At 68.4% G+C, this 23,766-nt stretch carries 20 protein-coding genes; 6 read left to right on the top strand and 14 right to left on the bottom strand.

The features are described 5' to 3' along the window. Positions 1-30: 30 nt before the first annotated feature. The 4 genes from ACE3QW_RS08710 to ACE3QW_RS08695 are packed head-to-tail and all read right to left on the bottom strand — an operon-like array spanning position 31 to position 3,649. Positions 31-615 carry an amino acid synthesis family protein gene (locus ACE3QW_RS08710; protein ID WP_374251226.1) on the bottom strand — a complete coding sequence of 195 codons (585 nt, stop codon included), beginning with the start codon at positions 613-615 and terminating at the stop codon, positions 31-33. Then, positions 612-1,196 carry an amino acid synthesis family protein gene (locus ACE3QW_RS08705; RefSeq protein WP_029558411.1) on the bottom strand — a complete coding sequence of 195 codons (585 nt, stop codon included), beginning with the start codon at positions 1,194-1,196 and terminating at the stop codon, positions 612-614. The genes ACE3QW_RS08710 and ACE3QW_RS08705 overlap by 4 nt, the downstream gene beginning before the upstream one ends. Then, a complete protein-coding gene (locus tag ACE3QW_RS08700; RefSeq protein ID WP_374251260.1) occupies positions 1,189-2,109 on the bottom strand; it encodes a UPF0280 family protein in 921 nt (306 codons plus the stop codon). The genes ACE3QW_RS08705 and ACE3QW_RS08700 overlap by 8 nt, the downstream gene beginning before the upstream one ends. A 58-nt stretch (positions 2,110-2,167) precedes the next feature. Next, complete coding sequence (locus ACE3QW_RS08695; RefSeq protein ID WP_374251225.1) at positions 2,168-3,649, bottom strand: 6-hydroxynicotinate reductase; 1,482 nt, start codon at positions 3,647-3,649, stop codon at positions 2,168-2,170. 305 nt (positions 3,650-3,954) lie between these two features. Between ACE3QW_RS08695 and ACE3QW_RS08690 the strand changes: the two genes are divergently transcribed. From ACE3QW_RS08690 to ACE3QW_RS08670, 5 genes are all read left to right on the top strand, one after another. Continuing rightward, on the top strand, positions 3,955-4,440 hold the full coding sequence (locus ACE3QW_RS08690; RefSeq protein ID WP_374251223.1) for a (2Fe-2S)-binding protein: 486 nt from the start codon (positions 3,955-3,957) through the stop codon (positions 4,438-4,440). Continuing rightward, a complete protein-coding gene (locus tag ACE3QW_RS08685; RefSeq protein WP_374251221.1) occupies positions 4,437-7,985 on the top strand; it encodes a molybdopterin cofactor-binding domain-containing protein in 3,549 nt (1,182 codons plus the stop codon). Before ACE3QW_RS08690 ends, ACE3QW_RS08685 begins: the two co-directional genes overlap by 4 nt. Before the next feature lie 290 nt (positions 7,986-8,275). Further along, the gene (gene fdxA, locus ACE3QW_RS08680) at positions 8,276-8,608 is read left to right on the top strand and encodes a ferredoxin FdxA (RefSeq protein WP_029558406.1); all 333 of its coding nucleotides are present in this window, start codon (positions 8,276-8,278) and stop codon (positions 8,606-8,608) included. Positions 8,609-8,626: 18 nt separating this feature from the next. Next, entirely contained in the window at positions 8,627-9,400 is a 774-nt protein-coding gene (locus ACE3QW_RS08675) for a ferredoxin--NADP reductase (RefSeq protein WP_374251219.1), read from the top strand. Positions 9,401-9,504: 104 nt separating this feature from the next. Beyond that, positions 9,505-10,704 carry an amidohydrolase family protein gene (locus ACE3QW_RS08670; protein WP_374251218.1) on the top strand — a complete coding sequence of 400 codons (1,200 nt, stop codon included), beginning with the start codon at positions 9,505-9,507 and terminating at the stop codon, positions 10,702-10,704. A gap of 6 nt (positions 10,705-10,710) precedes the next feature. Here the strand turns inward: ACE3QW_RS08670 and ACE3QW_RS08665 are convergent, their stop codons facing one another. From ACE3QW_RS08665 to secG, 7 genes are all read right to left on the bottom strand, one after another. After that, entirely contained in the window at positions 10,711-11,637 is a 927-nt protein-coding gene (locus ACE3QW_RS08665; RefSeq protein WP_051679231.1) for a DMT family transporter, read from the bottom strand. A 193-nt stretch (positions 11,638-11,830) separates the two neighbouring features. Further along, complete coding sequence (locus ACE3QW_RS08660) at positions 11,831-13,201, bottom strand: glutamate--cysteine ligase (protein ID WP_374251217.1); 1,371 nt, start codon at positions 13,199-13,201, stop codon at positions 11,831-11,833. A gap of 174 nt (positions 13,202-13,375) precedes the next feature. After that, the gene (gene kdsA, locus ACE3QW_RS08655) at positions 13,376-14,242 is read right to left on the bottom strand and encodes a 3-deoxy-8-phosphooctulonate synthase (protein WP_374251215.1); all 867 of its coding nucleotides are present in this window, start codon (positions 14,240-14,242) and stop codon (positions 13,376-13,378) included. A gap of 212 nt (positions 14,243-14,454) precedes the next feature. Beyond that, complete coding sequence (sugE, locus tag ACE3QW_RS08650; RefSeq protein WP_029558400.1) at positions 14,455-14,772, bottom strand: quaternary ammonium compound efflux SMR transporter SugE; 318 nt, start codon at positions 14,770-14,772, stop codon at positions 14,455-14,457. Positions 14,773-14,905: 133 nt separating this feature from the next. Beyond that, entirely contained in the window at positions 14,906-15,778 is an 873-nt protein-coding gene (locus ACE3QW_RS08645; RefSeq protein WP_250165966.1) for a VOC family protein, read from the bottom strand. 224 nt (positions 15,779-16,002) lie between these two features. Further along, positions 16,003-17,631 (bottom strand): CTP synthase, encoded by a 1,629-nt coding sequence (locus ACE3QW_RS08640; protein WP_374251214.1) that lies wholly within the window; start codon positions 17,629-17,631, stop codon positions 16,003-16,005. A gap of 127 nt (positions 17,632-17,758) precedes the next feature. After that, on the bottom strand, positions 17,759-18,193 hold the full coding sequence (gene secG / locus ACE3QW_RS08635) for a preprotein translocase subunit SecG (RefSeq protein ID WP_029558396.1): 435 nt from the start codon (positions 18,191-18,193) through the stop codon (positions 17,759-17,761). A 377-nt stretch (positions 18,194-18,570) separates the two neighbouring features. On the opposite strand from secG, the gene ACE3QW_RS08630 reads away from it, so the two are divergent. Next, the gene (locus ACE3QW_RS08630) at positions 18,571-19,386 is read left to right on the top strand and encodes an FkbM family methyltransferase (protein ID WP_029558394.1); all 816 of its coding nucleotides are present in this window, start codon (positions 18,571-18,573) and stop codon (positions 19,384-19,386) included. 37 nt (positions 19,387-19,423) lie between these two features. Here the strand turns inward: ACE3QW_RS08630 and ACE3QW_RS08625 are convergent, their stop codons facing one another. From ACE3QW_RS08625 to ACE3QW_RS08615, 3 genes are all read right to left on the bottom strand, one after another. Then, on the bottom strand, positions 19,424-20,722 hold the full coding sequence (locus ACE3QW_RS08625) for an NCS2 family permease (RefSeq protein WP_374251212.1): 1,299 nt from the start codon (positions 20,720-20,722) through the stop codon (positions 19,424-19,426). A 62-nt stretch (positions 20,723-20,784) separates the two neighbouring features. Continuing rightward, positions 20,785-21,414: a trimeric intracellular cation channel family protein gene (locus ACE3QW_RS08620; protein WP_038193482.1), complete on the bottom strand. Its 630-nt coding sequence runs from the start codon at positions 21,412-21,414 to the stop codon at positions 20,785-20,787. A gap of 91 nt (positions 21,415-21,505) precedes the next feature. Beyond that, a complete protein-coding gene (locus ACE3QW_RS08615) occupies positions 21,506-23,647 on the bottom strand; it encodes a sodium-translocating pyrophosphatase (RefSeq protein ID WP_024279182.1) in 2,142 nt (713 codons plus the stop codon). Between the last annotated feature and the right edge of the window lie 119 nt (positions 23,648-23,766).

Genomic DNA, 23,766 nt, shown 5'->3' with positions numbered 1-23,766 from the left:
CCCGTGAACCGTCCGCGCGCGGGGCGTGGCCTATCTCAGCCCGTCCTCGCCTTTGATCTCGTCCTTCTTCAACCCGCCGACGCGCGGCAGCGGCCGTCCGGAATCCGTGACCGCCACGGCAACCACGATCTCGTTCGCGCGCGGGGCATCCGACACGCTCACGATCATGCCGTCGAAATGGCTGCGCACGAAGGCCGCATCCTTGTGGCCCAGCGGAATGTCCAGATCCGCCCCGAGGCCGCCCCGCCGCTTGGATGAGGGGATGAGCGCCGCGCCCTTGCCCAGCACCGCGCGCACCGGCGCGCCCATCTTGGGGTGCAGCAGGGCCGCGGCGTGCTCCAGCTCGCCATTCTCGCCCACCAGCGCCGCCTTGCCGTAGCTCTCGGCGGAAGGCCCCTCGATGCCGAGGGCCTCCACCGCCTTGTTCGTTAGAAGCCCGCCCAGCTCCTCGCCCATGGCGATGAGGTCGGACAGGTCTTCCGCATAGCGGCCGGCAAATGGATTCTCGATCACCGCGATGGCCGCCGCGCGCCGGGTGGGCGGGGAGACGGGACGGCCCATCTCGGTCCGCGTCTCCTCGACGATGGTGACGATCTTGCGGATGTTGGCGCTCATCGCAGGCCGTCCTCGCCCTTGATGGCTTCCGCCGCGAGGCCGCCGACGCGGGCATGGACGCGCGGGCCGCAGGTCATGACCAGCACGAGGGCGATCTCGTCGGCCTTGGGGGCATCGGACACGCCCACTTCCATGGCGTCGAAATGCGAGCGCACGTAGGAGGCGTTCACATGGGTCACCGGCACGTCGAGCCGGGTGCCCGGCCCGCCCACCTTCTTGGTGGAGGGCACGATGGCCTTGGCATCGCCCAGCGCCTCGCGCATGGCGTAGCCGCCCGGCACGTGCCAGAGCGCGCCGTGCTCGATCTCACCGGCGGCGCCGACGATGGCGCCCTTGCCGTAGCCGTCGATGGCCTTGGCATCGCCGCCGAGGGCCGCGAGCAGTTCCTTGGCCATGGCGGCGCCCAGCGGCTTCAGGTCTTCCATGAAGCCGGCGATGTCTTCCACATAGCGGCCGGCGAACGGGTTCTCGATCACCGTCACGATGGCGCCGCGCTTGCGCGGGGTGGCGGCGGCGGGGCCGCCCTCGTGGAAGATCTCCTCCAGAATGCGGACCTGCTTGCGGATCTTGACCTCAGGCATGGGCGACGCCTCTTTCTTGTTCTGCGGCAAGGGAAATCGGACGGGATGACAGGGGGGCATCCCCCACCGGACAAGTGGAGACGCTGGCACCCTGCAGATGGAGCGCGGCGGCGGTGATGAGGCCGCGCGCCACCAGCGCGCCAGCGCAGGCGAGGCCTTCGGCCAGCGCCTCGTCCCGCTCGGCGGGCGTCAGTTCAGGCACGTGGCGCGTCACTTTCAGCAGGCCGAGGTCGCTGTCGGGCAGCACATCGCGCGCCGGGACGCGGACGATGCCGGGATGGCCCGGCAGGTTCACCGCATTGGCGATGACGGTCGCCGCCGCATCCGCCGCCGCGGCGGTGGGCGCCAGCACGGTCACGGCATCGGCGATGCCGAGGGAAAAGCTGCGCCCGCGCCAGCCCGAGGTGGCGATGCCGCGCACCGGGCCATCGGCGGCGATACGGGCGGAGCCCACCACGCGCGGCCGGTCCGGCCGGTCCACGATGCCCGCCACCAACTCGGCACCGGGCGAAAGATAGAGCGCGATGTCGCCGCCATTGTTGACGAAGGCGCGGGTGAGGCCGGGCCGCACCATGGCGGCGAGCACCTCCTCCGCCACCGCCCCGGCAACGGCCGCCATGGGGGTGATGAAGCCAGCGCGCGCATGGGGCGACACCGCCGCCCACATGCGCCGCGCCACCGGACCCTGAAGGGGGCAGGACCCGGGATGGGCAGGCCGGCGGAGCAGGGAGAGTTCGCCGCACAGCGTATCGAGGAGGCCCGCGAGGCGTTCGGTCGCCGCGCCATAGGCGGCGGCCACCACATCCGCCGGACCATCGGCCTCGATCACGAGGTCGATGGGGCCGTCGTTCAGATGCAGCCGACGCCCGTCCGCCAGCAGCCCCGCCTGCGGCAGGCGCCGCTGCACCGGCATCGCGGGCGTCGCGACGCGGGGCGCTGGAGCGGGGATGTCGGCGGGGCGCAGCATCATCTCAGCCCTGCGACCGGGCCGAGAGCGGCCACGGAATATCGGAGAAGGGCGCCATCTCGCGCACCGCCTCGCGCTCGATCACCGAGGCGGCCGGGCGCACATGGTCCATGTGACCGCCGAGCGCCTCATAGGCGGCGAGGGGCAGGGTGAATTCGATGGGCGCCACCAGCGCCGGGGTCGGCACATAGCCGAAGCCGTTCTCCGGCACGTGGGTCACATCCACCATGAAGGTGATGCCGCCGCCCGGCCAGACATAGACCGGCGCGCCGCCGCAGGTGACGCGGGTGATGGAATCCTTCACCGAGCGGGTGAGACGCACCGGATTTTCCGTCACGCCCGCGCGCAGCGAACCACCGGCCCCGGCCATGAACAGCACGGAGGAGAGCGCCGGCTCGCAATTCTCGCGGATGCGCTCCACGGAAGGATAGAGATCGGCGGGGACCTCGGTCTCCACGGGCACCAGATGCTCGTCGAGAACGTAATAGCCGTAATGCTCGCCGGTGGTGGACACCAGCAGCAACCGCAGGCCCGGCCACGCCAGCTTGGCGTCGAACGCGCCGAGGATGGAGAGCGGATCGGAAATGTTGGTGCCGCCCCAGCCGAGGCCCGGCTCGGCCACCTGGAAGTAGCGGCCGGGGGTGGAGCGGCGCCCCTTCATGCGGATGCCGGTGTCACGGATGCCCAAAAGCTTGCCGGCCTGATGCTCGGAGAGAACGCCGGTGATGTGGTCATCCACCACCACCACCTCGTCCACCTTGCCGTGCCACTGCTTGGCGAACATGCCGATGGTGGCGGAGCCGCAGCCCACCCGCATCCGCGCCTCTGCCGCGCCGTTGACGATGGGTGCCTTGCCGGCCTGCACCACGAGGGTGGCGCCGCCGTCAATGGCGAGTTCCACGGCCTTGCCGTTGCACAGCTCCAGCAGCGCCTCGCAGGTGACGCGGCCTTCCTTCTTGGAGCCGCCGGTGAGGTGATGCACGCCGCCGAGCGACAGCATCTGCGAGCCGTATTCGGAGGTGGTGACATGGCCCACCGCCTCGCCATCCACCCGCACCGCCGCCTGCTCGGGGCCGATGAAGCGGTCGGTATCGATCTTCACCTTGGCGCCGGCGTAGCTGAAGATGCCTTCGGTGACGACCGTCACCATGTCCACGCCGTTCACTTCGGCGGAGACGATGAAGGGCGCGGGCTTGTAGTCGGGATAGGTGGTGCCGGAGCCCACAGCGGTGACGAAGGCTTCGCCGCCGGCCACGAGCCGGCCGTCCCAGTCGCCGCCGCGATCGAAGGGCACAACCTTGCCGCCCTGCGCCAGCGTGCGATCGAGCACGATGTGGGGATCGACGCGGATCAGCTCGCCGTCGCGGTTGGCGTAGCGGTCGCAGGCGCCGGTGAGACCGGGCCGGATGTAGCACATGACCGGGCACGCATCGCAGCGGATCTTGTCATCCTCGGCGCGGGCGGTGATGGTGGACTCTTCGGCCATGGAACCCCGGCTCCGGCCCCGCAGCGGGGGCATCCGATTTCATATGTACACTAATGAAAATCGGGACAGCCCCGAGTGTCAAGCACAAGGAACGGGCAGGCCGCACGAAGAGGCAGCATTGCTTCCATTCTTTTGCACTTGCAGCATTTTCCCGCCGTCTTCGCGCTTCGGACAGCCGCCGGGAGCCTGCGTTTTGAGCGTCCCCCGCGCTTGACGCTCGATCATTAGTATAGAAACAATCCACTCTGTGGCGGGCCGGTCCCGGTCCCGGTTTCTTGCGGCAAAGGCTGAGCGGTCCCTTCGAGATGTCCGCCCCCATCCTACTCCAGGTCAACGGCGAAACCCACGCCTTCGCGCTGCCGCGCGAGACGCCGCTGATCTACGTGCTGCGCAACGACCTCGGGCTGAACGGCCCCAAGTTCGGTTGCGGGCTTGGGGAGTGCGGCGCCTGCACGGTGCTGATGGACGGGCGGGCGACGCGCTCGTGCGTCACCACGCTGGGCACGGCGGAGGGGCGCGCGGTGACGACGCTGGAGGGGCTCGCGACACAGGGCACGCTGCACCCGGTGCAGGCCGCCTTCGTCGCCGAGCAGGCGGCCCAGTGCGGCTATTGTCTCAACGGCATGATCATGACCACCGTCGCCTTCCTCGCCCGAAACCCCTCCCCCACCGAGGCCGAGGCCCGCGCGGCGTTGCGCTACAATCTGTGCCGCTGCGGGACGCATGTGGAGATCCTGCGCGCCGTGCTGCGGGCCGCCGCCCGCACGGGTGAAGCGGAGGCGCAGCCGTGAGCGAGCCGCGTCCCGATCCCGCGGCACTTCTCGCCGCCACCGGCAATCTCGCCATCCTGCGCCCGGCGCAGGTGGTGCACGGCCTCGTGCCCAGCGCCGTGCCGAAGGAGGGCGCGCTCGACCTGTTCCTGCTGGTGGACGACACCGGCGCCGTTACCGCCTTCAACGGCCATGTGGACCTCGGCACCGGCATCCGCACGGCGCTGGCCCAGATCGTCGCCGAAGAGCTGGATGTGACGCTCGATCGCGTCACCATGGTGCTTGGCCACACCGGCGTCGCGCCCAACCAGGGCGGCACCATCGCCTCCGATTCCATTCAGGTCTCGGCCCGCCCGCTGCGCCATGCGGCCGCGCAGGCGCGCGCCCATCTGGTGGCGCTCGCCGCCGAGGCTCTGGGCATTCCGGCGGACGAGCTGGAGGTTGAGGAAGGCATCGTCCGCCCCAGGGATGGGCGCAACACGGGCCGCTCCTATGCCGACCTCCTCAAGGGCCGCGCCGACCGGTTGATGCTGCATCAGGAAACGGCGGTGAAGCCGGCGAGCGAGCACCGCATCGTCGGCCGCCGCGTGCCGCGGGTGGACATCCCCGCCAAGGCCACGGGCACCTTCACCTATGTCCACGACGTGCGCGTGCCGGGGATGCTGCACGGCCGCGTGGTGCGCCCGCCCTATGCCGGCATCGATGCCGGCCCGTTCGTGGGCAAGAGCCTGATCCGGGTGGACGAGCACTCCGTCGCCCATATTCCGGGCGTGGTGGCAGTCGTCACCATGGGCGACTTTATCGGCGTCGTCGCCGAGCGCGAGGAACAGGCCGCCGAGGCCGCCCGCCTGCTGAAGACCGAATGGCGCGACACCCCTGCCCTGCCCGACCTCTCCCGCACCGAGGAGGCCCTGCGCGGCGCCGAGAAGGCCAAGACGCGCCTCCTCCACGAGCAGGGCAACCTCGACACCGCCCGCGCGGACGCAGCGCAGGTGCTGGAGGCGACTTACGTCTGGCCCTACCAGATGCACGCCTCCATCGGCCCCTCCTGCGCCGTCGCCGACGTGCGGGAGGACAGCGCCACCATCTGGGCGGGCACGCAGAACCCCTATTGGCTGCGCACGGATATTTCCCTCCTGCTCGGCCTGCCGGAAGAAGACATCGAGATCGTCCGCTTCGAGGCGGCCGGCTGCTATGGCCGCAACTGCGCGGACGATGTGGCGGCCGATGCCGCCCTGCTCTCCCGCGCCGTAGGGCGGCCGGTGCGGGTGCAGCTCACCCGCGAGCAGGAGCACGCCTGGGAGCCCAAGGGCGCCGGCCAGCTCATGGAAGTGAAGGGCGGCATCAACGCCGACGGCACGCCCGCCTTCTACGACTTCCTCACCCGCTACCCCTCCAACGCCGCCGTCACGCTGGCGCTGCTGCTCACCGGGCGGGTGCCTGCGGACAATCCCGTCTACGAGATGGGCGACCGCACGGCGATCCCGCCCTATGCCTATGACGTGATGCGCGTGGCGGTGGATGACGTGGCGCCCATCGTGCGTGCCTCCTGGCTGCGCGGCGTCTCGGCCCTGCCCAACAGCTTTGCCCACGAGAGCTATGTGGACGAGCTGGCCTCCGCCGCCGGTGTCGATCCGGTGGATTATCGCCTGCGCCATCTGCACGACCCGCGCGCCGTGGACCTGGTGAAGGCCACCGCCGCGCGCGCCGGCTGGCAGAAGCGCACCGGTCCCCGGCAGGAGGTGGTGGAAGGCGACATCGTGCGCGGGCAGGGCTTCGCCTATGCCCTCTATGTCCACTCCAAATTCCCCGGCTACGGCGCCGCATGGTCCGCCTGGGTGGCGGATGTGGAGGTGAACAAAGCGACCGGCGACGTGGCGGTGAAGCGCGTCACGGTGGGCCAGGATTCCGGGCTGATGATCAACCCGGCCGGCATCGAGCACCAGATCCACGGCAACGTCATCCAGTCCACCTCCCGCGCGCTCAAGGAACAGGTGACGTTCGACGAACAGGCGGTGACGAGCCGGGAGTGGGGTGCCTATCCCATCCTCACCTTCCCGGAAGTGCCGGTCATCAACGTGGTGCTGATGCCCCGGCCGGACGACCCGCCGCTGGGCTCGGGCGAATCCGCCTCGGTGCCCAGCGCGGCGGCCATCGCCAATGCCATCTTCGACGCCACCGGCGTGCGCCTGCGCGAACCGCCCTTCACGCCGGACCGCGTGCGCGCGGCCCTCGCCGGCGAGGTGCCGCCCCGCCCGGTGAAGGAGAAGACGCGCAAGCCGTGGCTCGCCATGGCGGGCGCCGCGCTCGCCGGTGCTCTGGGCATGGCGACGCTGGCGCTGCCCATTCGCGGCGCCATCGCCCCCATCGTCCCGCCTGATCCTTCGGCCTTCTCGGCGGACATGATCGCCCGCGGCAAGGTGCTCGCGGCGCTGGGGGATTGCGCGGTGTGCCATACGGCGGACGGCGGCATCGCCAATGCCGGCGGACGGCCGCTGCACACGCCCTTCGGCACGGTCCATTCCACCAATCTCACGCCGGCTGTGGAGACGGGCATCGGCGCATGGTCCTATGCCGCCTTCGAGCGCGCCATGCGCGAGGGCATTGGGCGGGACGGGCGGCACCTCTACCCGGCCTTCCCCTACACCGCCTTCAGCCGCATCAATGATGCCGACATGCAGGCGCTCTACGCCTTCCTCATGTCCCAGCCGGCGGTGACGGCGCCGGCGCCCGAAAACCGGATGACCTTCCCCTTCAACGTCCGCCCGCTGATGGCGGGGTGGAACATGCTGTTCCATCGCCCCGGCCAGCTTCAGGCGGAACCGGCGCAATCGCCCCAATGGAACCGCGGGCGCTACCTCGTGGAAGGCCTCGGCCATTGCGGTGCCTGCCATACGCCGCGCAATGCGCTGGGCGCGGAAAAGGGCGGCGCGGCCTACCTTGCCGGCGGTGTCGCCGACGGCTGGGAGGCGCCGGCCCTCACCGAACTGTCCAAGGCCCCCATTCCGTGGACCGAGGACGAGCTGTTCACCTATCTGCGCACCGGGTTCTCCCGCTTCCACGGCACAGCGGCCGGCCCCATGGCGCCGGTGGTACATGCGCTGTCCGACGCGCCGGACGCCGACGTGCGCGCCATGGCGGTCTATCTCGCCTCGCTTTCAGGCCCCGCCATCGCCGATCCGGTCGCGGCGGCGGCGACGCTGGAGGCGAAGGCCGAAGCCTCGCTCCGCCCCATGGACACGGTGGGCGGCCGCCTCTTCGCCGGCGCCTGCGCCGCCTGCCATGCGCCGGAGGGGCCGACCCTGTTCGGCGCGCGGCCGGCGTTGGCGCTGAATACCAATGTCCATGCGGCGCGGCCGGACAATCTCATCCGCGTCATCCTCGAAGGCATCCCCAAGCCCGCCGCCCCGGAGCTGGGCGACATGCCCGCCTTCCGCGACAGCCTCGACGATGCGCAGGTGGCTGACCTCGTCCGCTACATGCGCGCCAAGTTCGCGCCGGATGCACCGGCGTGGGAGGGGCTTGAGGGCACGGTGGCGCGGCTGAGGGCGGCGCCGACGAACTAAAACGAAGGCACCCGGCCTTTTTTCACTGCCGTCATGCCCCGGTTCATCCGGGGCATCCACTTCGCCACACGCACGGTGCCTGACCTGAAGGACCGCCCCGTCCCACGGTGGATCCCCCGGACAAGCCGGGGGATGACGGGAGGTGAATGGAAGAGCGGCCCCTCCCCTGCCCAAAATATCCCGCCCCGCTGCCCAAAAGAGCCGCATCCTGCCCATGACAAGCCGTTGACAGCCTTCGCGGCCCGACTCTATTTTCATTTGTACACAAACAATATGCCGAGGGCGTTCCCATGGCCTATGTCGTCACCGAAGGCTGCATCCGTTGCACCTACATGGATTGCGTCGCGGTGTGCCCGGTGGATTGCTTCTATGCCGGCGCGAACATGCTGGTGATCCACCCGGACGAGTGCATCGACTGCGGCGTCTGCGAGCCGGAATGCCCGGCGGCGGCCATCTTCCCGGACAGCGACCCGCGCGCCGCCGAATGGGCCGCCCTCAATGCCCAATACGCGGCAGTGTGGCCCAACATCACCGAGAAGGGTCCACCGCCGGCCGATGCCGATGCCTGGAAGGACACGCCGGACAAGCGCGCCCTCCTCTCCGCCGATCCTGCCAGCCTCTAGAACCGCCCCGAGACCACCATGAGCAATTTCTTCGAGGAGCAGGTGCTCAGCGTCCATCACTGGACCGACCGCCTGTTCAGCTTCACCACCACCCGCGATCCCGGCTTCCGCTTCCGCACCGGCGAATTCACCATGATCGGCTTGAAGGTGGACGGCCGGCCCCTGCTGCGCGCCTATTCGGTGGTGAGCCCGGCCTGGGCCGAGACGCTGGAATTCTTCTCCATCAAGGTGCCGAACGGCCCCCTCACCTCCCGCCTCCAGCACATCCAGGTGGGCGACGCCATCACGGTGGGCCGCAAGGCCACCGGCACGCTGGTGATGGACAATTTGCTGCCCGGCAAGAACCTCTATCTGCTCGGCACGGGCACCGGCCTCGCGCCCTTCCTCTCGGTGATCCGCGATCCCGAGACCTACGAGCGCTTCGAGAAGGTGGTGCTGGTGCACGGCTGCCGGCATGTGGCCGACCTCGCCTACGAGGATCTGATCACCAAGGAACTGCCGGCCCACGAATTCCTCGGCGAGGAGATCGCGGCCAAGCTGCTCTATTACCCCACAGTGACCCGCGAGCCCTTCCGCAATACGGGGCGCATCTCCACCCTGCTGGAGAGCGGCAAGCTCTGCGCGGATGTGGGCCTGCCGACCCTCGACGCCGCCGCCGACCGGGTGATGATCTGCGGCTCGCCGGCCATGATGGTGGACCTGAAGACGCTGCTGGAATCCCGCGGCTTCACCGAGGGCTCGGGCAGCGAGCCCGGTCATTTCGTGATCGAAAAGGCTTTCGCCGAGCGGTGAAATCCGCCCCGCGCCCGGTTTTCAGAGGCCCGGCGCGGGCGTAAACTTCATATGCCTACAAACAGAAAGGCGCGCGTCGCCGCGCCGCCTCCGGAGACGAGAGCATGGCCCACGACGCGCCCCAGGGTCCCGCCGGCCCCACCAAGCTGGTGATCCGCAACATCGGCCTCCTCCTCAGCGGCGACCTGACGAAGCCCATTCTGGACGCCGACACGGTGGTGGCGCTGGACGGGCGCATCACCGCCATCGGCCGCGAGAAGGACGTGGACACCGAGGGCGCGACCACCCTCATCGACGCCAACGGCACCACCCTCACCCCCGGCCTCATCGACAGCCACGTCCACCCCGTGGCGGGCGACTGGACGCCCCGGCAGAGCCAGATCAACTGGATCGATTCCTCCCTCCACGGCGGCGTCACCACCATGATCTCCGCCGGTGAGGTGCATTATCCTGGCCGCGCCCGCGACGTGGTGGGGGTGAAGGCCCTCGCCATCACCGCCCAGCGCGCCTTCTCCGCCTTTCGCCCCTCCGGCGTGAAGGTCCATGCCGGCGCCCCGGTCATCGAGAACGAGATGGTGGAGGACGATTTCAAGGAGCTGGCCGCCGCCGGCGTGAAGCTGCTCGGCGAGGTCGGCCTTGGCGGCGTGAAGGACGGCCCCACGGCGCGCAAGATGGTGGGATGGGCGCGCAAGTACGGCATCCAGTCCACCATCCACACCGGCGGCCCCTCCATCCCCGGCTCCGGCCTCATCGACAAGGATGTTGTGCTGGAAGCCGACACGGACGTGGTGGGCCATATCAACGGCGGCCATACCGCACTGCCGGACAACCAGATTCGGTGCATCTGCGAGGGCTGCAAACGCGGCCTGGAGATCGTCCATAACGGCAACGAGCGCTCGGCCCTCTACACGCTGCGTCTCGCCCGCGAACTGGGAGAACTCCAGCGCGTCATCCTCGGCACGGATGGGCCGGCCGGCTCCGGCGTGCAGCCGCTCGGTATCCTGCGCATGGTGTCCATGCTCTCCTCCCTCGGCGAACTGCCGGCCGAAGAGGCCTTCTGCCTCGCCACCGGCAACACGGCACGGATGCGGGCGCTCGATTCCGGCCTGATCGAAGTGGGACGCGCGGCGGATTTCGTGCTGATGGACAAGGCGCAGCATTCCCCCGGCACCACGCTGCTCGACAGCGTGCGCCTCGGCGACCTGCCGGGCGTTTGCATGACCATCATCGACGGCATCGTGCGCACCCAGCGCTCGCGCAACACGCCGCCCGCCACGCGCATGCCCATTGTCGTGAGAGGCTGAGGCGCCTCACACCACGGGCGGCGCCGGGTTCGGCCGCAGCACCAGCAGCACGCCGGCGAGCACCAGCGCGATGCCGCCGGCGGACACCAGCGTCCAGTGGTAGTCCTCGAACACGGTGGAGATGGCGAGCGCCACCAGCGGGAACACCACCGTGCCATAGCCGGCGCGGTTCGGCCCGATGCGCCGCACCAGCGTGTTGTAGACGGCGAATCCCGCCAGCGTCTGCACGAGGATGAGGCAGGCAAGGGAGCCCACATAAACGGGGCTCCAGTCGAAGATGAACGGCACGCCGTGGATGAGGGCGATCACCAGCAGGATGATCATGCCGTAGAAGAAGCCCCAGGTGGTCAGCGAGGCGATGGGATATTGCCGCCGCCCGGCGATGCCGGTCAGCAGGCTGCCCACCGAGAAGGAGAGCGTTCCGGCGAGCCCCAGCGCCAGCCCTTCCCCAGCCCCGTCGATGCCGCGTCCGTCGGCGAGGCTCGGGCCGAACACCAGCGCCAGCCCCACAACGCCGGCCAGTGCCCCGCCGATGATCTGGCGGCGCAGCGGCACGCGCAGGAACAGCGCGGAGAGCACGGGAATGATGATGGCGGAGAGGGCGAAGATGACGGACATCAGCCCTGAGGGCAGATGATAGCCGGCATAATAGAAGCTGACGAAATTCAGCGAGAACAGCGTCGCGCCGAGCCCCGCGAACAGCAGATGGTCGCGCCAGCCGAAGGCGAGCCGCCCGCCGGTGACGAGCACGTAGACCAGCATCACCGAACCCGCGACCAGGAAGCGCCAGACGCCGGAGACCTCCGGTGCGACCACACCGAGTTGCAGCTTCAGCGGCAGCCAGCCCGTGCCGAAGATGAGCACGCAGACCGCGTAAAGCAGAAGCTCGCGCGGGCCGAGCGGTCCGTCGGTGCGGGGCGGTGGGGCATGCATGGAGGGGAATCCGGAGGGTGATACACCCTATGCGGTCACCCTGCCCCCGGCAACGCGCGGCGGCCGGTGGGAAAAGCGTGAGCCGGGCCTTGCCGATCGAGGCCCTACAAGCCCCGGTGGGCGAAGTGAAGCCTCCAGCATCAGCCATGCCCAGAACGCATGGCAGCCCTGCGCATCGATGGCGCGACGCGCCTCAGTAGGCGAGCGCGTCGAAAGCCGGCTCCACGGAGCCGTTCCACGGGCCGTGGTACAGCTCCAGCAGCTCCTCGGCCGGCACGCGTCCGGAGAGCAGCGTCTGCTCCAGCGGCTCCAGGAAGCGCGTCTCGTCGCGGCCGAGCCGGTCGTGGAAGCCGCGCCGCTTCAGGCCGGCCTGCGAGAGCTTGAGCACCTCTTTCGCCACGTCGCGCAAAGCGCGGCCGCGGATCTCGGCCTTGAGGGCCAGACGGGGCACGTCGTCCCGCAGGGTCTGGCGCTCCTCGGCGGTCCAGTCCTTCACCAGATCCCAGGCGGCATCGAGGCTCTGCTGGTCATAGAGCAGGCCCACCCAGAAGGCCGGCAGGGCGCAGAGGTTGATGGAGGGGCCGGCGTCCGCGCCGCGCATCTCCAGGAAGCGCTTCAGGCGCACTTCGGGGAAGATGGTGGAGAGGTGGTTGATCCAGTCGGAGAGCGTCGCCGTCTCACCCGACAGCAGCGGATTGCGGCCGGCGAGCAGGTCGCGGAAGGAGGAGCCGGCCACGTCGATGTAATGGTCGCCGCGCTTCACGAAATACATGGGCACGTCGAGCGCGTAGTCCACATAGCGCTCGAAGCCGAACCCCTCCTCGAAGGCGAAGGGCAGCATGCCGGAGCGGGCATTGTCCGTGTCGCGCCAGATCTCGGAGCGGAAGGAAAGGAAGCCGTTGGGCTTGCCCTCGGTGAAGGGCGAGTTGGCGAAGAGGGCGGTGGCCACCGGCTGGAGCGCCAGGCCCACCCGCATCTTCTTCACCATGTCGGCTTCGGAGGAGAAGTCGAGGTTCACCTGCACGGTGCAGGTGCGGAACATCATGTCGAGGCCGAGGGTGCCTACCTTCGGCATGTAGTTGGACATGATCTTGTAGCGGCCCTTGGGCATCACCGGCGTCTCGGAGCGTGACCACTTGGGGCTCATGCCGATGGCGAGGAAGCCGATGCCGAGGGGTGTCGCCACTTCCCGGACCTGCGCGAGGTGGGCGTTCAGCTCCGAGCAGGTCTCGTGAATGGTGCGCAGCGGCGCGCCGGACAGCTCGAACTGGCCGCCGGGCTCCAGCGAGATGGCCCCGCCGCCGGTCACATCCGCGAGGCCGATGATGGTCTCGCCTTCCATGATCGGCTCCCAGCCGAGCAGGGAGCGCATGCCCTCCAGAAGCTTGCGGATGCCCTTCGGCCCCTCATAGGGCACGGGCTCGTGACGGCCCATGGTGAAGGGGATCTTCTCGTGCTCGGTGCCGATCCGGAAGGACCGCTCGGGTTTCGCGCCCTCTTCCATCCAGGCGACGAGTTCGCCGCGGTCGGAAATCGGGGTCGCGTCGAGCGTGTCGCGGGCCATCAGGAAGCTCTTCAAGCGGAGGGGCGCGAGACCATACACGGCACCTCGGTCAAGGCAAGCGCATGGGGTCGGCACGGAAGGTGGCGGGGAAAGGCGGGACTTCAGGCAGGCAGAAAGGCAGGGCCGGCCCCGTTCCGCGCGCCGCACCGCACGGAAGGAAGGCCAAGGTTCCGCTCAGATGGTGACGGGATTTGCTTTCGCAACCGCGTCGAACGCCTGAAGGGTGGTAATCAACGCCTCCAGCTTCGCCAAGGGCACCATGTTAGGCCCGTCGGAGGGCGCCTTGTCCGGGTCCGGATGGGTCTCGATGAACACCGCCGCCACGCCCACGGCCACTGCTGCGCGGGCCAGAACCGGCACGAACTCGCGCTGCCCGCCGGAAGAGGTGCCCTGCCCGCCCGGCTGCTGCACCGAATGGGTGGCATCGAACACGACAGGCGCGCCGGTGGTCTTGGCCAGGATCGGCAGGCCGCGCATGTCGGAAACGAGGGTGTTGTAGCCGAAGGAGACGCCCCGCTCCGTCACCAGCACGCGGCCATTGCCGGCGCCGGTGAGCTTGTTGACCACGTTCGCCATGTCCCAAGGCGCGAGGAACTGCCCCTTCTTCACGTTCACCACCCGGCCCGTGCGGGCGGCGGCCACGAGAAGGTCGGTCTGGCGGCAGAGGAAGGCGGGAATCTGCAGCACGTCCACCACCTCGGCGGCAGCGGCGCACTGGTCGATCTCGTGCACGTCGGTGAGCACCGGCAGGCCGAGGCTCTCCTTGATCTCGCCGAATACCGGCAGCGCCGCCTGGAGCCCGAGGCCGCGGGCGGCGGAAAGGGAGGTGCGGTTCGCCTTGTCGAAGGAGGTCTTGAAGACGAGGCCGATGTTGCGGCGCGTCGCGATCTCCTTGAGGGCGGCGGCGACCTCCAGCGCGTGGGCGCGGCTTTCCATCTGGCAGGGGCCGGCGATCAGCGTCAGCGGCAGATGATTGCCGAAGCGCACGGAGCCGGCCTCGACGATGCTCTGCGGGGCGACGGGCGGCGGGGCGACGGTCATGGGCGATCCCTCACGGCTCCGAGGATCGCCACCAGAAGGTCGGAAGCGTCCTTAAGCCTCAGAATAAATTCAGCTTTCCGGTCGCCGCACGAGGCGGCGCTGCCGGAGCGCGCCCTTGATAGAGCATTTTCCCCATTTCGCTAAATCGCGAATGCGCGTGGTCCGGCGCTGCGCGCAGGCCGGACCACGCTAAAGCCGATCGGGAAGGCCGTTCAGGGTGTGACCAGCTTGAGCCCGACGATGCCGGCGGCGATGAGGCCGATGGAGGCGAGACGCAGCAGGTCGGTCGATTCGGAGAAGAACAGGATGCCGGCGACCGCCGTGCCGACGGTGCCGATTCCCGCCCATACCGCATAGGCGGTCCCGATGGGGATGCCCCGGAGCGCGAGGGACAGGAGCAGCAGGCTCACCCCGATGGCGCCGAGCGTGAACAGGCTCGGCCAGAGCCGGGTAAAGCCTTCCGATTGCTTCATTCCGATGGCCCACGCGATTTCGGTGAGGCCGGCGATGAACAGATAGACCCATGCCATGGGCAGACACCACGAGAGGCGGGGTCGTCCCCGCCGCGCGACAAGAAGGGAGCACGGTCGTCCGTGCCCAGGGGCGGTGACCTCCGCCCGATCCGATGTAATGGATTTTTCCTGAGAGTGAAACCGGTGCGGTTCAGCCCGGTGTCAACTCGAACACCAGCGTGGCGCCCAGCGCAGCGCGGGGCGGCACGACGACGATGCCCTCGATGGTCTCTTCCACCATGCGACGCGCGGCCAGCGAGCGGCGCAGCTCCGGCGCGCCGGGGGTGGAGAACCGCACGGCGGCGAGGCGTAGGCCCGGCCCACCTGGCGCCGGCACGCCATAGCGCTCGGTGAACAGTTCGCGGGACATGACGTCGATGGAGCCGCGCGGCGTCTGCGCCACGTACCAGGCATCGAGCGCGCGCTGCACCTGACAGCCGGAAAAGGTTTCGAGAAACGCCTGATGCTCGGCCGGCGCATCGGCCACCAGCACCACGCCGGCGACGCCCGTCACCTGGTTGGAATGGCGCTGGAGGTCCGGCGACCAGAAATTCTCGGGATTGAGCTGGGTGCAGGCGAAGGCGCCGAAGTCCGGGCTGGCCGGATCGCGGGCGAAGGCGAGGCGGAAGCCCACGTCCACTTCCTGACCGTCCGGCCGGCGCGCCTTGCGGGCGAAATCGAAGATGTCGAACCCGCCGAAGCCGTCCGCATCGAAGGCGGCCTTCTCGTGGGTCGCGTCCGAGCCCTCCAGCACCAGCATGGAGAGGCCTTCGCCCATGCGGGCGAGGAAATCCTGATTGAAGGCGCCGAAGGAGAAGGCCTCGCCCTGCGCGGCGGGAATCTTGTCGGGCTCGACGATCTGCAGCAGCTCGATGAAGAAGCCGGGCGTCTGGATGATGCGGTTTTCCGTGCCCCACGGGTGGCGATTGCGGGCACCCACGGTGAAGCCCAGGAGGTCGTAGATTTCGCCAGCTGCGTCGAGATCGCGGACGAGGTGCACAACGTGGTCGAGGCCGCGTCGCATGGCTTCTCCTCTCATCGGGCCGATGCTGCGACCCCATCGGGCGCGCATTCCGCAACGGCAGAATCATGGGAAGGAACGCTACGGCAAGGGGCCGCGCGTCGCCTGGTTGGCGGGCGCATCCCCCCGGCGGCCCGGCCGGAGCTTAGTGCGTTTTGACGCGACGTGGCTACCGCCCGGAGGAAGAAATCCCGGGACGGCGCCCTAAGCCATTGCAAAGAAACGGCTCAGACGAGCCGGCTCTGATCCTTGGCGGCACGGATGAAGGAGGCGAACAGCGGATGCGGGTCGAACGGCCGCGACTTCAGCTCCGGGTGGAACTGCACGCCGATGAACCAGGGATGGCTCGGATATTCCACGATCTCCGGCAGCAGCCCATCCGGCGACATGCCGGAGAACTTCAGCCCGTGCTGCTCCAGCCGCTCGCGATAGGCGGTATTCACCTCGTAGCGGTGGCGGTGTCGCTCGGAGATGTCGCGCCGGCCATAGACGCCTTCCACCTTGGTGTCCGGCTCCAGCACCGCATGGTAGGCACCAAGGCGCATGGTGCCGCCGAGGTCACCCGCGGCGTTGCGCCGTTCCAGCTCGTTACCGCGCAGCCATTCGGTGAGCAGGCCCACCACCGGCTCGGAGGTGGGGCCGAACTCGGTGGAATTGGCCTTCTCGATGCCGGCGAGATTCCGCGCCGCCTCGATGACCGCCATCTGCATGCCGAAGCAGATGCCGAAATAGGGCACCTGCCGCTCGCGGGCGAACTGGGCCGCGCGAATCTTGCCCTCGGCACCGCGCTGGCCGAAGCCGCCGGGCACGAGGATGCCGTGGACGTGCTCCAGGAAGGGCGCGGGGTCCTCGCGCTCGAAGGTCTCGCTCTCGATCCAGTCGAGATTGACCTTCACCTTATTGGCGATACCGCCGTGGGCGAGGGCCTCGATCAGCGACTTGTAGGCATCCTTCAGGCCCGTGTACTTGCCGACGATGGCGATGGTGACTTCGCCCTCGGGGTTGCGCACGCGGGTCTCGATGTCGGTCCAGCGCTTGAGGTTGGGCGCGGGGGCCGGCTCGATGTTGAAGGCGGCGAGCACTTCCTTGTCGAGGCCTTCCGCGTGGTAGGCGGAGGGCACGGCGTAGATGTTGTCCACGTCCCGCGCCTCGATCACCGCCGTTTCCCGCACATTGCAGAACAGCGAGAGCTTGCGGCGCTCCTCGCGCGGGATCTCGCGGTCGGTGCGGCAGAGCAGGATGTCCGGCTGGATGCCGATGGAGCGCAGCTCCTTCACCGAATGCTGGGTCGGCTTGGTCTTCAGCTCACCGGCCGAGGGGATGTACGGCATCAGGGTGAGGTGAATGAAGATGGCGTGGCCGCGGGGCAGCTCGTTCTTGAGCTGGCGGGTGGCCTCGAAGAAGGGCAGGCCCTCGATGTCGCCCACCGTGCCGCCCACCTCGATCAGCACGAAATCGAAGCCCTCGTTGCCTTCCAGCACGAAGTCCTTGATCGCGTTGGTGACGTGGGGAATCACCTGGATGGTGGCGCCGAGATAGTCGCCACGGCGCTCCTTGGCCAGGATGTCCTGGTAGATGCGGCCGGTGGTGATGTTGTCCTGCTTGGTCGCCGGATGACCGGTGAACCGCTCGTAGTGGCCGAGATCGAGGTCCGTTTCGGCCCCGTCATCGGTCACGAACACCTCGCCATGCTGATACGGGCTCATGGTGCCCGGATCGACGTTCAGATAGGGGTCGAGCTTGCGCAGGCGGACGGTATATCCGCGCGCCTGGAGAAGAGCGCCGAGTGCTGCGGAGGCGAGGCCCTTGCCCAGGGAAGACACGACGCCGCCGGTGATGAAGATGTAGCGCGCCATGGGCCTCGACCTTACCTAATGCAAACGCGATTCGGCGAGGGCGAAACCGGGATCGGCCTCGCCTCGCCTGTGGAGAAGAAACGGCGCGGCCGAAGCCGCGTCGCGTCAATGGATCACTAGAACAGGATCACTTGGACTGCGGAACCTGGGGACCGGACGGCGCCGCCGGCTCGGCCGGGGTGGCAGGAACCGGAGTGGCAGGCGCCGGGGCAGAGGTACCCTGCGGGGCCTGCTGGCGCAGCTGGTCGAGAATCGACCCGCCGCTCTGCGGCACCTGCGGCCCGCCCTGGTTCTGCTGCGCCGGCGGCAGGATGGAGCGCGGGGCGCGACCCCAGCCGGCCACGATGGTCAGCGACAGCGAAGTGATGAAGAAGATCAGCGCGAGAATCGCGGTGGCGCGGGTGAGCACGTTGGCCGTGCCGCGCGCCGTGAAGAAGCCGCCGCCCGAACCGCCGCCGCCCCCGCCGATGCCGAGACCGCCGCCTTCCGAGCGCTGGATGAGCACCACGCCAATGAGCGCGAGCACCACCATCAGGTGAATTACGATGAGAACCGTCTGCATGGAATCCATCACGTTCGCGCCAGAGCGGTGCCCCGGCGCGCAGGTCGCGGGTTCCCTACACGATCGGGCGGCAGGAGGGAAGAGCGGGAGGGCGGCGGCCTTCCCTATGCCCCCCATTGCGGCGAGGCCTGCCGCGACCAGCGGCAAGGCGTCGCGCCGGGCGCGCCATCGGGGCCGCAATGCCGGGCTGAAGATTTTTCTTGTTCGCTGCGGTAGGCGGTTCGTCTAGAATTGCTGCAGTGCCCTCGCTCGGTTTGGGTTCGCAGACGGGTTCCCTTCGCCGGGAGCGTCGTTGCGGTCCCCCAAGATTGTCCCATCAGGACCTTAATCCTATTATTCTCGCCTGCCTCAGCAGGCTCGCGCCGGAGGCGATACGCATGGACCTGTCCCGCAAGTTGCATAATTCGAAGGCTGGTCTTCGCGCGATCATGCACTTCGATAATCGCTGGGAGGTTGTGGCCACGAGATTGCTGTTCCGTGGTACCGGCATGATTACCTACCGGAAGAACGGTATGGAATTCGTGATCGACCACCATGGCGGTGACGAGACAGGGACGCGAGCCTGTCTTACCAGTCCGATGTACCGTCTCCTGATCCCCCAGATGGCGCTCAAGGGTCCCCTGACGCTGGTCGATATTGGCTCGAACGGTGGTGGATTCCCCATTCTTCTTTCCGACATGGGTTTCGCGCTCCGGAAGATTGTTGCCGTGGAAATGAACCCACGGGTGTTCGCGCGAATGCAGCTCAATCTCGTTCAGAACTTCGACGCCGAGCTCAAACTGTTCAATTGCGCCATCTCCGGCCAGGCTGGAACGATCAACGCGGACTTCGGAAGGGGAAGCACGGGTGAATCGATCTCCGGATCCCTCGGGCACAGCTCGCATGGCGTGCGGCGCCATGCGGCGATCGAGGCAATTACCTTCGATGACCTGATCGGACGGTCGCTGTCCGAGAACGAGGTGGTCGATCTTTGCAAGATCGATATCGAAGGGTCCGAATACGAGATCTTCGCCTCGGGCAGTTGCTCATCGCTGCGGCGTTGCCGCAATCTGGTCATCGAAATCCACGCTGTGGCCGGCAAGAAGCCCGAGCAGGTCGTATCCGCGATCTGCGATCTCGGATTTGCGGAAATCCCCCGGCCCGCGGGCGGCGAACTGGACGTTTACTGCTTCCGTAACCTTCAGCTCAGCTGACGGCTGGGCGGCCCGGACGCGCCCTGCCCCGTGCCGCCTATTCGATCGCCAGCAGCACCGCCGACGCGATCGCGATTACCCACACCGCGCCGCTGATGCGCCGCCAGCGGCCGGCGATGAGGTTAACCGCCACATAGGTGATGAAGCCGAGGCCGATGCCCGTGGCGATGGAGAAGGTGAAGACCACCGCCAGCGCCGCCGCGGCAGCAGGGAAGGCTTCGGCGGCGTCATCCCACGGCAGGTCGCCCATGGCGCCGATCATGGCGAGGGCCACCACCAGCAGCGCCGGGGCGGTCGCATATCCAGGCACCGCCAGCGCCAGAGGCGCGAACAGCAGGCAGGCGAGGAACATGAGCGCCACAACCACGGCGGTGAGCCCGGTGCGCCCACCCGCCTCGATGCCGGCGGCGCTCTCGATGTAGGAAGTGAGCGTGGAGGTGCCCAGCGCCGAGCCGACGATAGCGCCGCCCGAATCGGCGATCAGCACCCGGCCGAGGCGCGGCACTGAGCCATCCTCCCGCATCAGACCGCCCTTGTAGAGGGTGGCGATGAGCGTGCCCATGTTGTCCAGCAGCACGAGCAGGAACAGCGCCGCGATCACCCCCGTCATGGAGAGGCGCAGAACGCCGGCGATGTCGAGCTGGAGCAGCGTCGGCGCCAGCGAGGGCGGGGCCGAGACGATGCCCGAGAACGAGACGAGGCCGAACGGCACCCCCGCCAATGTCGCCGCCGCAATGCCGATGAGGATCGCCCCCGGCACGCCCCGCGCCGCAAGGCCGCTCATGAGCAGGAAGCCGCCGCAGGCGATGAAGGTGGAGGGCGTTGAAAGGTTGCCGAGCGCCACCAGCGTCACCGGGTTTGCCACCACGACACCCATGCCCTTGAGGCCCAGGAGCGCGAGAAACAGGCCGATGCCCGTGCCCATGCCGAGCTTGAGCGACATGGGGATGGAATTGAGCAGCCACTCCCGCACCCTGAACAGGCTGAGCGCCAGGAACAGCACGCCCGAGACGAACACCGCCCCCAGCGCCTGCTGCCACGGCACGCCCATGCCCAGCACCACGGTAAAGGTGAAATAGGCATTGATGCCCATGGCCGGCGCGACGGCGATGGGATAGTTGGCGATGATCCCCATCATGGCCGAGCCGAACGCCGCCGAGAGGCAGGTGGCGGTGAAGGCCGCGCCGGCGTCGATGCCCGCCTGCGCCATGATCTGCGGGTTCACCACCACAATATAGGCCATGGTGAGAAACGTGGTGATGCCCGCCACCACCTCGGTCGGGATGGTGGTGCCGTGCGCCTCCAGCTGGAAGACGCGCTCGATCAGTCCGCGCATGTGAAGCCGCCCTGCCCCGTATCCGGGAGGAGGCTAGCAGCAACGTTCGCGCCGTGCAGGCGCTAATGCAGATCCTGCGTGTAGACGAATTTCGGCATGCTCCAGCCGAAGCGCAGGGCCAGCAGGCGCAGGGTCAGGCCGGCGGCCATGGCGATGGCCATGGTGAGCGGCTGCGGCAGCCCGGCCAGCGGCCCGGCCACGTAGAGCAGCCCCGTCAGGATCGAGACGGTGGCGTAAAGCTCGGCGCGGAACAGCAGCGGCACCTCGTTGCACAGCACGTCCCGCAGCACGCCGCCGACGCAGCCGGTGATCATGCCCGCCGCGATCACCACGATGACGGGCAATCCCAACCCGATGGCCACGTTGCAGCCGATGACGGTGAACACCACGAGGCCCACCGCGTCCAGAAACAGGAACACCTGCCGCAGATGGTCCATGACCCGCGCGAGGAAGACCGTGCCCAGCGCCGCCCCGCCGGTGACGATGAGGTAGGAGGGGTGCGCCACCCACGAGAGCGGGTAGTTGCCGAGCAGCACGTCCCGCACCGAGCCGCCGCCCAGCGCGGTGACGCAGCCGAGCAGGAACACGCCCACCCAGTCCATCTCCCGCCGTCCGGCGGCAAGCGCGGCCGTCATGGCCTCGGCCACGATGGCGACGAGATAGAGGATGTGGAGCAGGGTCTGCGGCGTGATGTAGGAACCCAGGATAGCCCCCGCGCAAAAACGCCGCCTGCCCCGGCAGGGACAGGCGGCCTTGGTGTTAACCACGGCGAACCGGGGCGGTTCAGTGCCCCAGCACCGCCAGCAGCAGCAGCGCGACGATGTTGGTGATCTTGATCATGGGGTTCACGGCGGGGCCCGCCGTGTCCTTGTAGGGGTCGCCGACGGTGTCGCCGGTGACGGAGGCCTTGTGGGCTTCCGAGCCCTTCATGTGCCGCACGCCGTCCTTGTCCACGAAGCCGTCCTCGAACGATTTCTTGGCATTGTCCCATGCGCCGCCGCCCGACGTCATGGAGATGGCGACGAACAGGCCGGTGACGATGACGCCCAGCAGCATCGCACCCACCGCCGAGAAGGCCGCCGACTTGCCTGCCACACCGCCGCCCGCCACGAAGTAGATGGCGAAGTAGCAGAAGATGGGCGAGAGCACCGGCAGCAGCGAGGGGATGATCATCTCCTTGATGGCCGCCTTGGTCAGCATGTCCACCGCGCGGGAATAGTCCGGCTTCTCGGTACCGGCCATGATGCCGGGCTTTTCGCGGAACTGCCGGCGTACTTCCTCCACGATGGCACCCGCCGCGCGGCCCACCGCCGTCATGCCCATGGCGGCGAACAGGAAGGGCAAGAGGCCGCCGAACAGCAGGCCCACCACCACGTAAGGGTTCTCCAGCGAGAAGTTGGGCGTGACGCCGGCGAAGTAGGAGCCCGGCGCCGCCTGCGCAATGAAGAACTTGAGGTCCTGGCTGTAGGCGGCGAACAGCACCAGCGCGCCGAGGCCGGCGGAGCCGATGGCGTAGCCCTTCGTCACCGCCTTGGTGGTGTTGCCCACCGCGTCGAGGGCGTCGGTGGACTGGCGCACCTCCTTGGGCAGGCCCGCCATCTCGGCGATGCCGCCGGCATTGTCCGTCACCGGGCCGAAGGCATCGAGAGCCACGATCATGCCGGCGACGCCGAGCATGGTGGTGGCGGCGATGGCGATGCCGAACAGGCCGGCAAGGCCGTAGGCGCACAGGATGCCGGCGATGATGACGATGGTCGGCAGCGCCGTCGATTCCAGCGAGACGGCGAGGCCCTGGATGATGTTGGTGCCGTGGCCCGTGACCGACGCCTGGGCGATGGACACCACCGGGCGATAGCCGGTGCCGGTGTAATACTCGGTGATGACCACGATGGCCCCCGTCACCGCGAGGCCGACGAGGCCGCACAGGAACAGGCTCGTGCCCGAATAGGCCACCCCCTGGATCGGCCCGAAGCCGGGCAGCAGCCATGTCACCACGGCAAGCGCGATGATGGAGAAGCCCGCCGTCGCCATGAGGCCCTTGTAGAGCGCGCCCATGATGGAGGAGTTCGCCCCCAGCCGCACGAAATAGGTGCCGGCGATGGAGGTGAGGATGCACGCCCCGCCGATGGCCAGCGGATAGACGATCATGGTGGCCAGCGTCGCCGGGTTCGCGGCGAAGAAGATGGCCGCGAGCACCATGGTGGCGACCACCGTCACCGCATAGGTCTCGAACAGGTCGGCCGCCATGCCGGCGCAGTCGCCGACATTGTCGCCCACGTTGTCGGCGATGGTGGCCGGGTTGCGCGGGTCGTCCTCGGGAATGCCGGCTTCCACCTTGCCGACGAGGTCGCCGCCCACGTCCGCGCCCTTGGTGAAGATGCCGCCTCCGAGACGGGCGAAGATGGAGATGAGCGAGGCGCCGAAGCCCAGCGCCACCAGCGCATCCACCACCGTGCGGCTGTTCGGCGCGAAACCGAGGAAGCCGGTGAGGATGAGGTAGTAGACGCTGACGCCGAGCAGCGCGAGGCCGGCCACCAGAAGGCCGGTGACGGCCCCCGCCTTGAAGGCGAGGTCGAGGCCGCCGGCCAGCGAAAGCGTCGCCGCCTGCGCGGTACGCACGTTCGCCCGCACTGACACATTCATGCCGATGAAGCCGGCAAGGCCGGAGAGGATGGCCCCCAGCGCGAAGCCGATGGCCACCAGCCAGCCGAGGAACACGCCCACGAGGATGAAGATGACGGCACCCACGATGCCGATGGTGGTGTATTGCCGGCGCAAATAGGCCTGCGCGCCTTCAGCGATGGCGGATGCGATCTCCTGCATCCTGGCGGTTCCCGGGTCCGCCTCCATCAACCCTTTGATCGTCCATACGCCGTACGCCACGGCCAAGAGGCCGCAGGCGATGATGAGCACCAGAGCCAGCATCTATCCCACCCTCAATTCGTTTCCTGCCAATTATGTTTATGGGCCGGGAGTGTGAGGGGTGCCGTGGGCCATCGCAAGGGGCGTTTGGGCAAAGCGTCGCACCTTGGGGCGGTTTCATG

Source organism: Xanthobacter sp., from assembly GCF_041911315.1.
Classification (GTDB): Bacteria; Pseudomonadota; Alphaproteobacteria; order Rhizobiales; family Xanthobacteraceae; genus Xanthobacter; species Xanthobacter aminoxidans.
The sequence above is the reverse complement of the archived record's forward strand: the minus strand, read 5'-3'. Positions and strand labels throughout refer to the sequence as shown.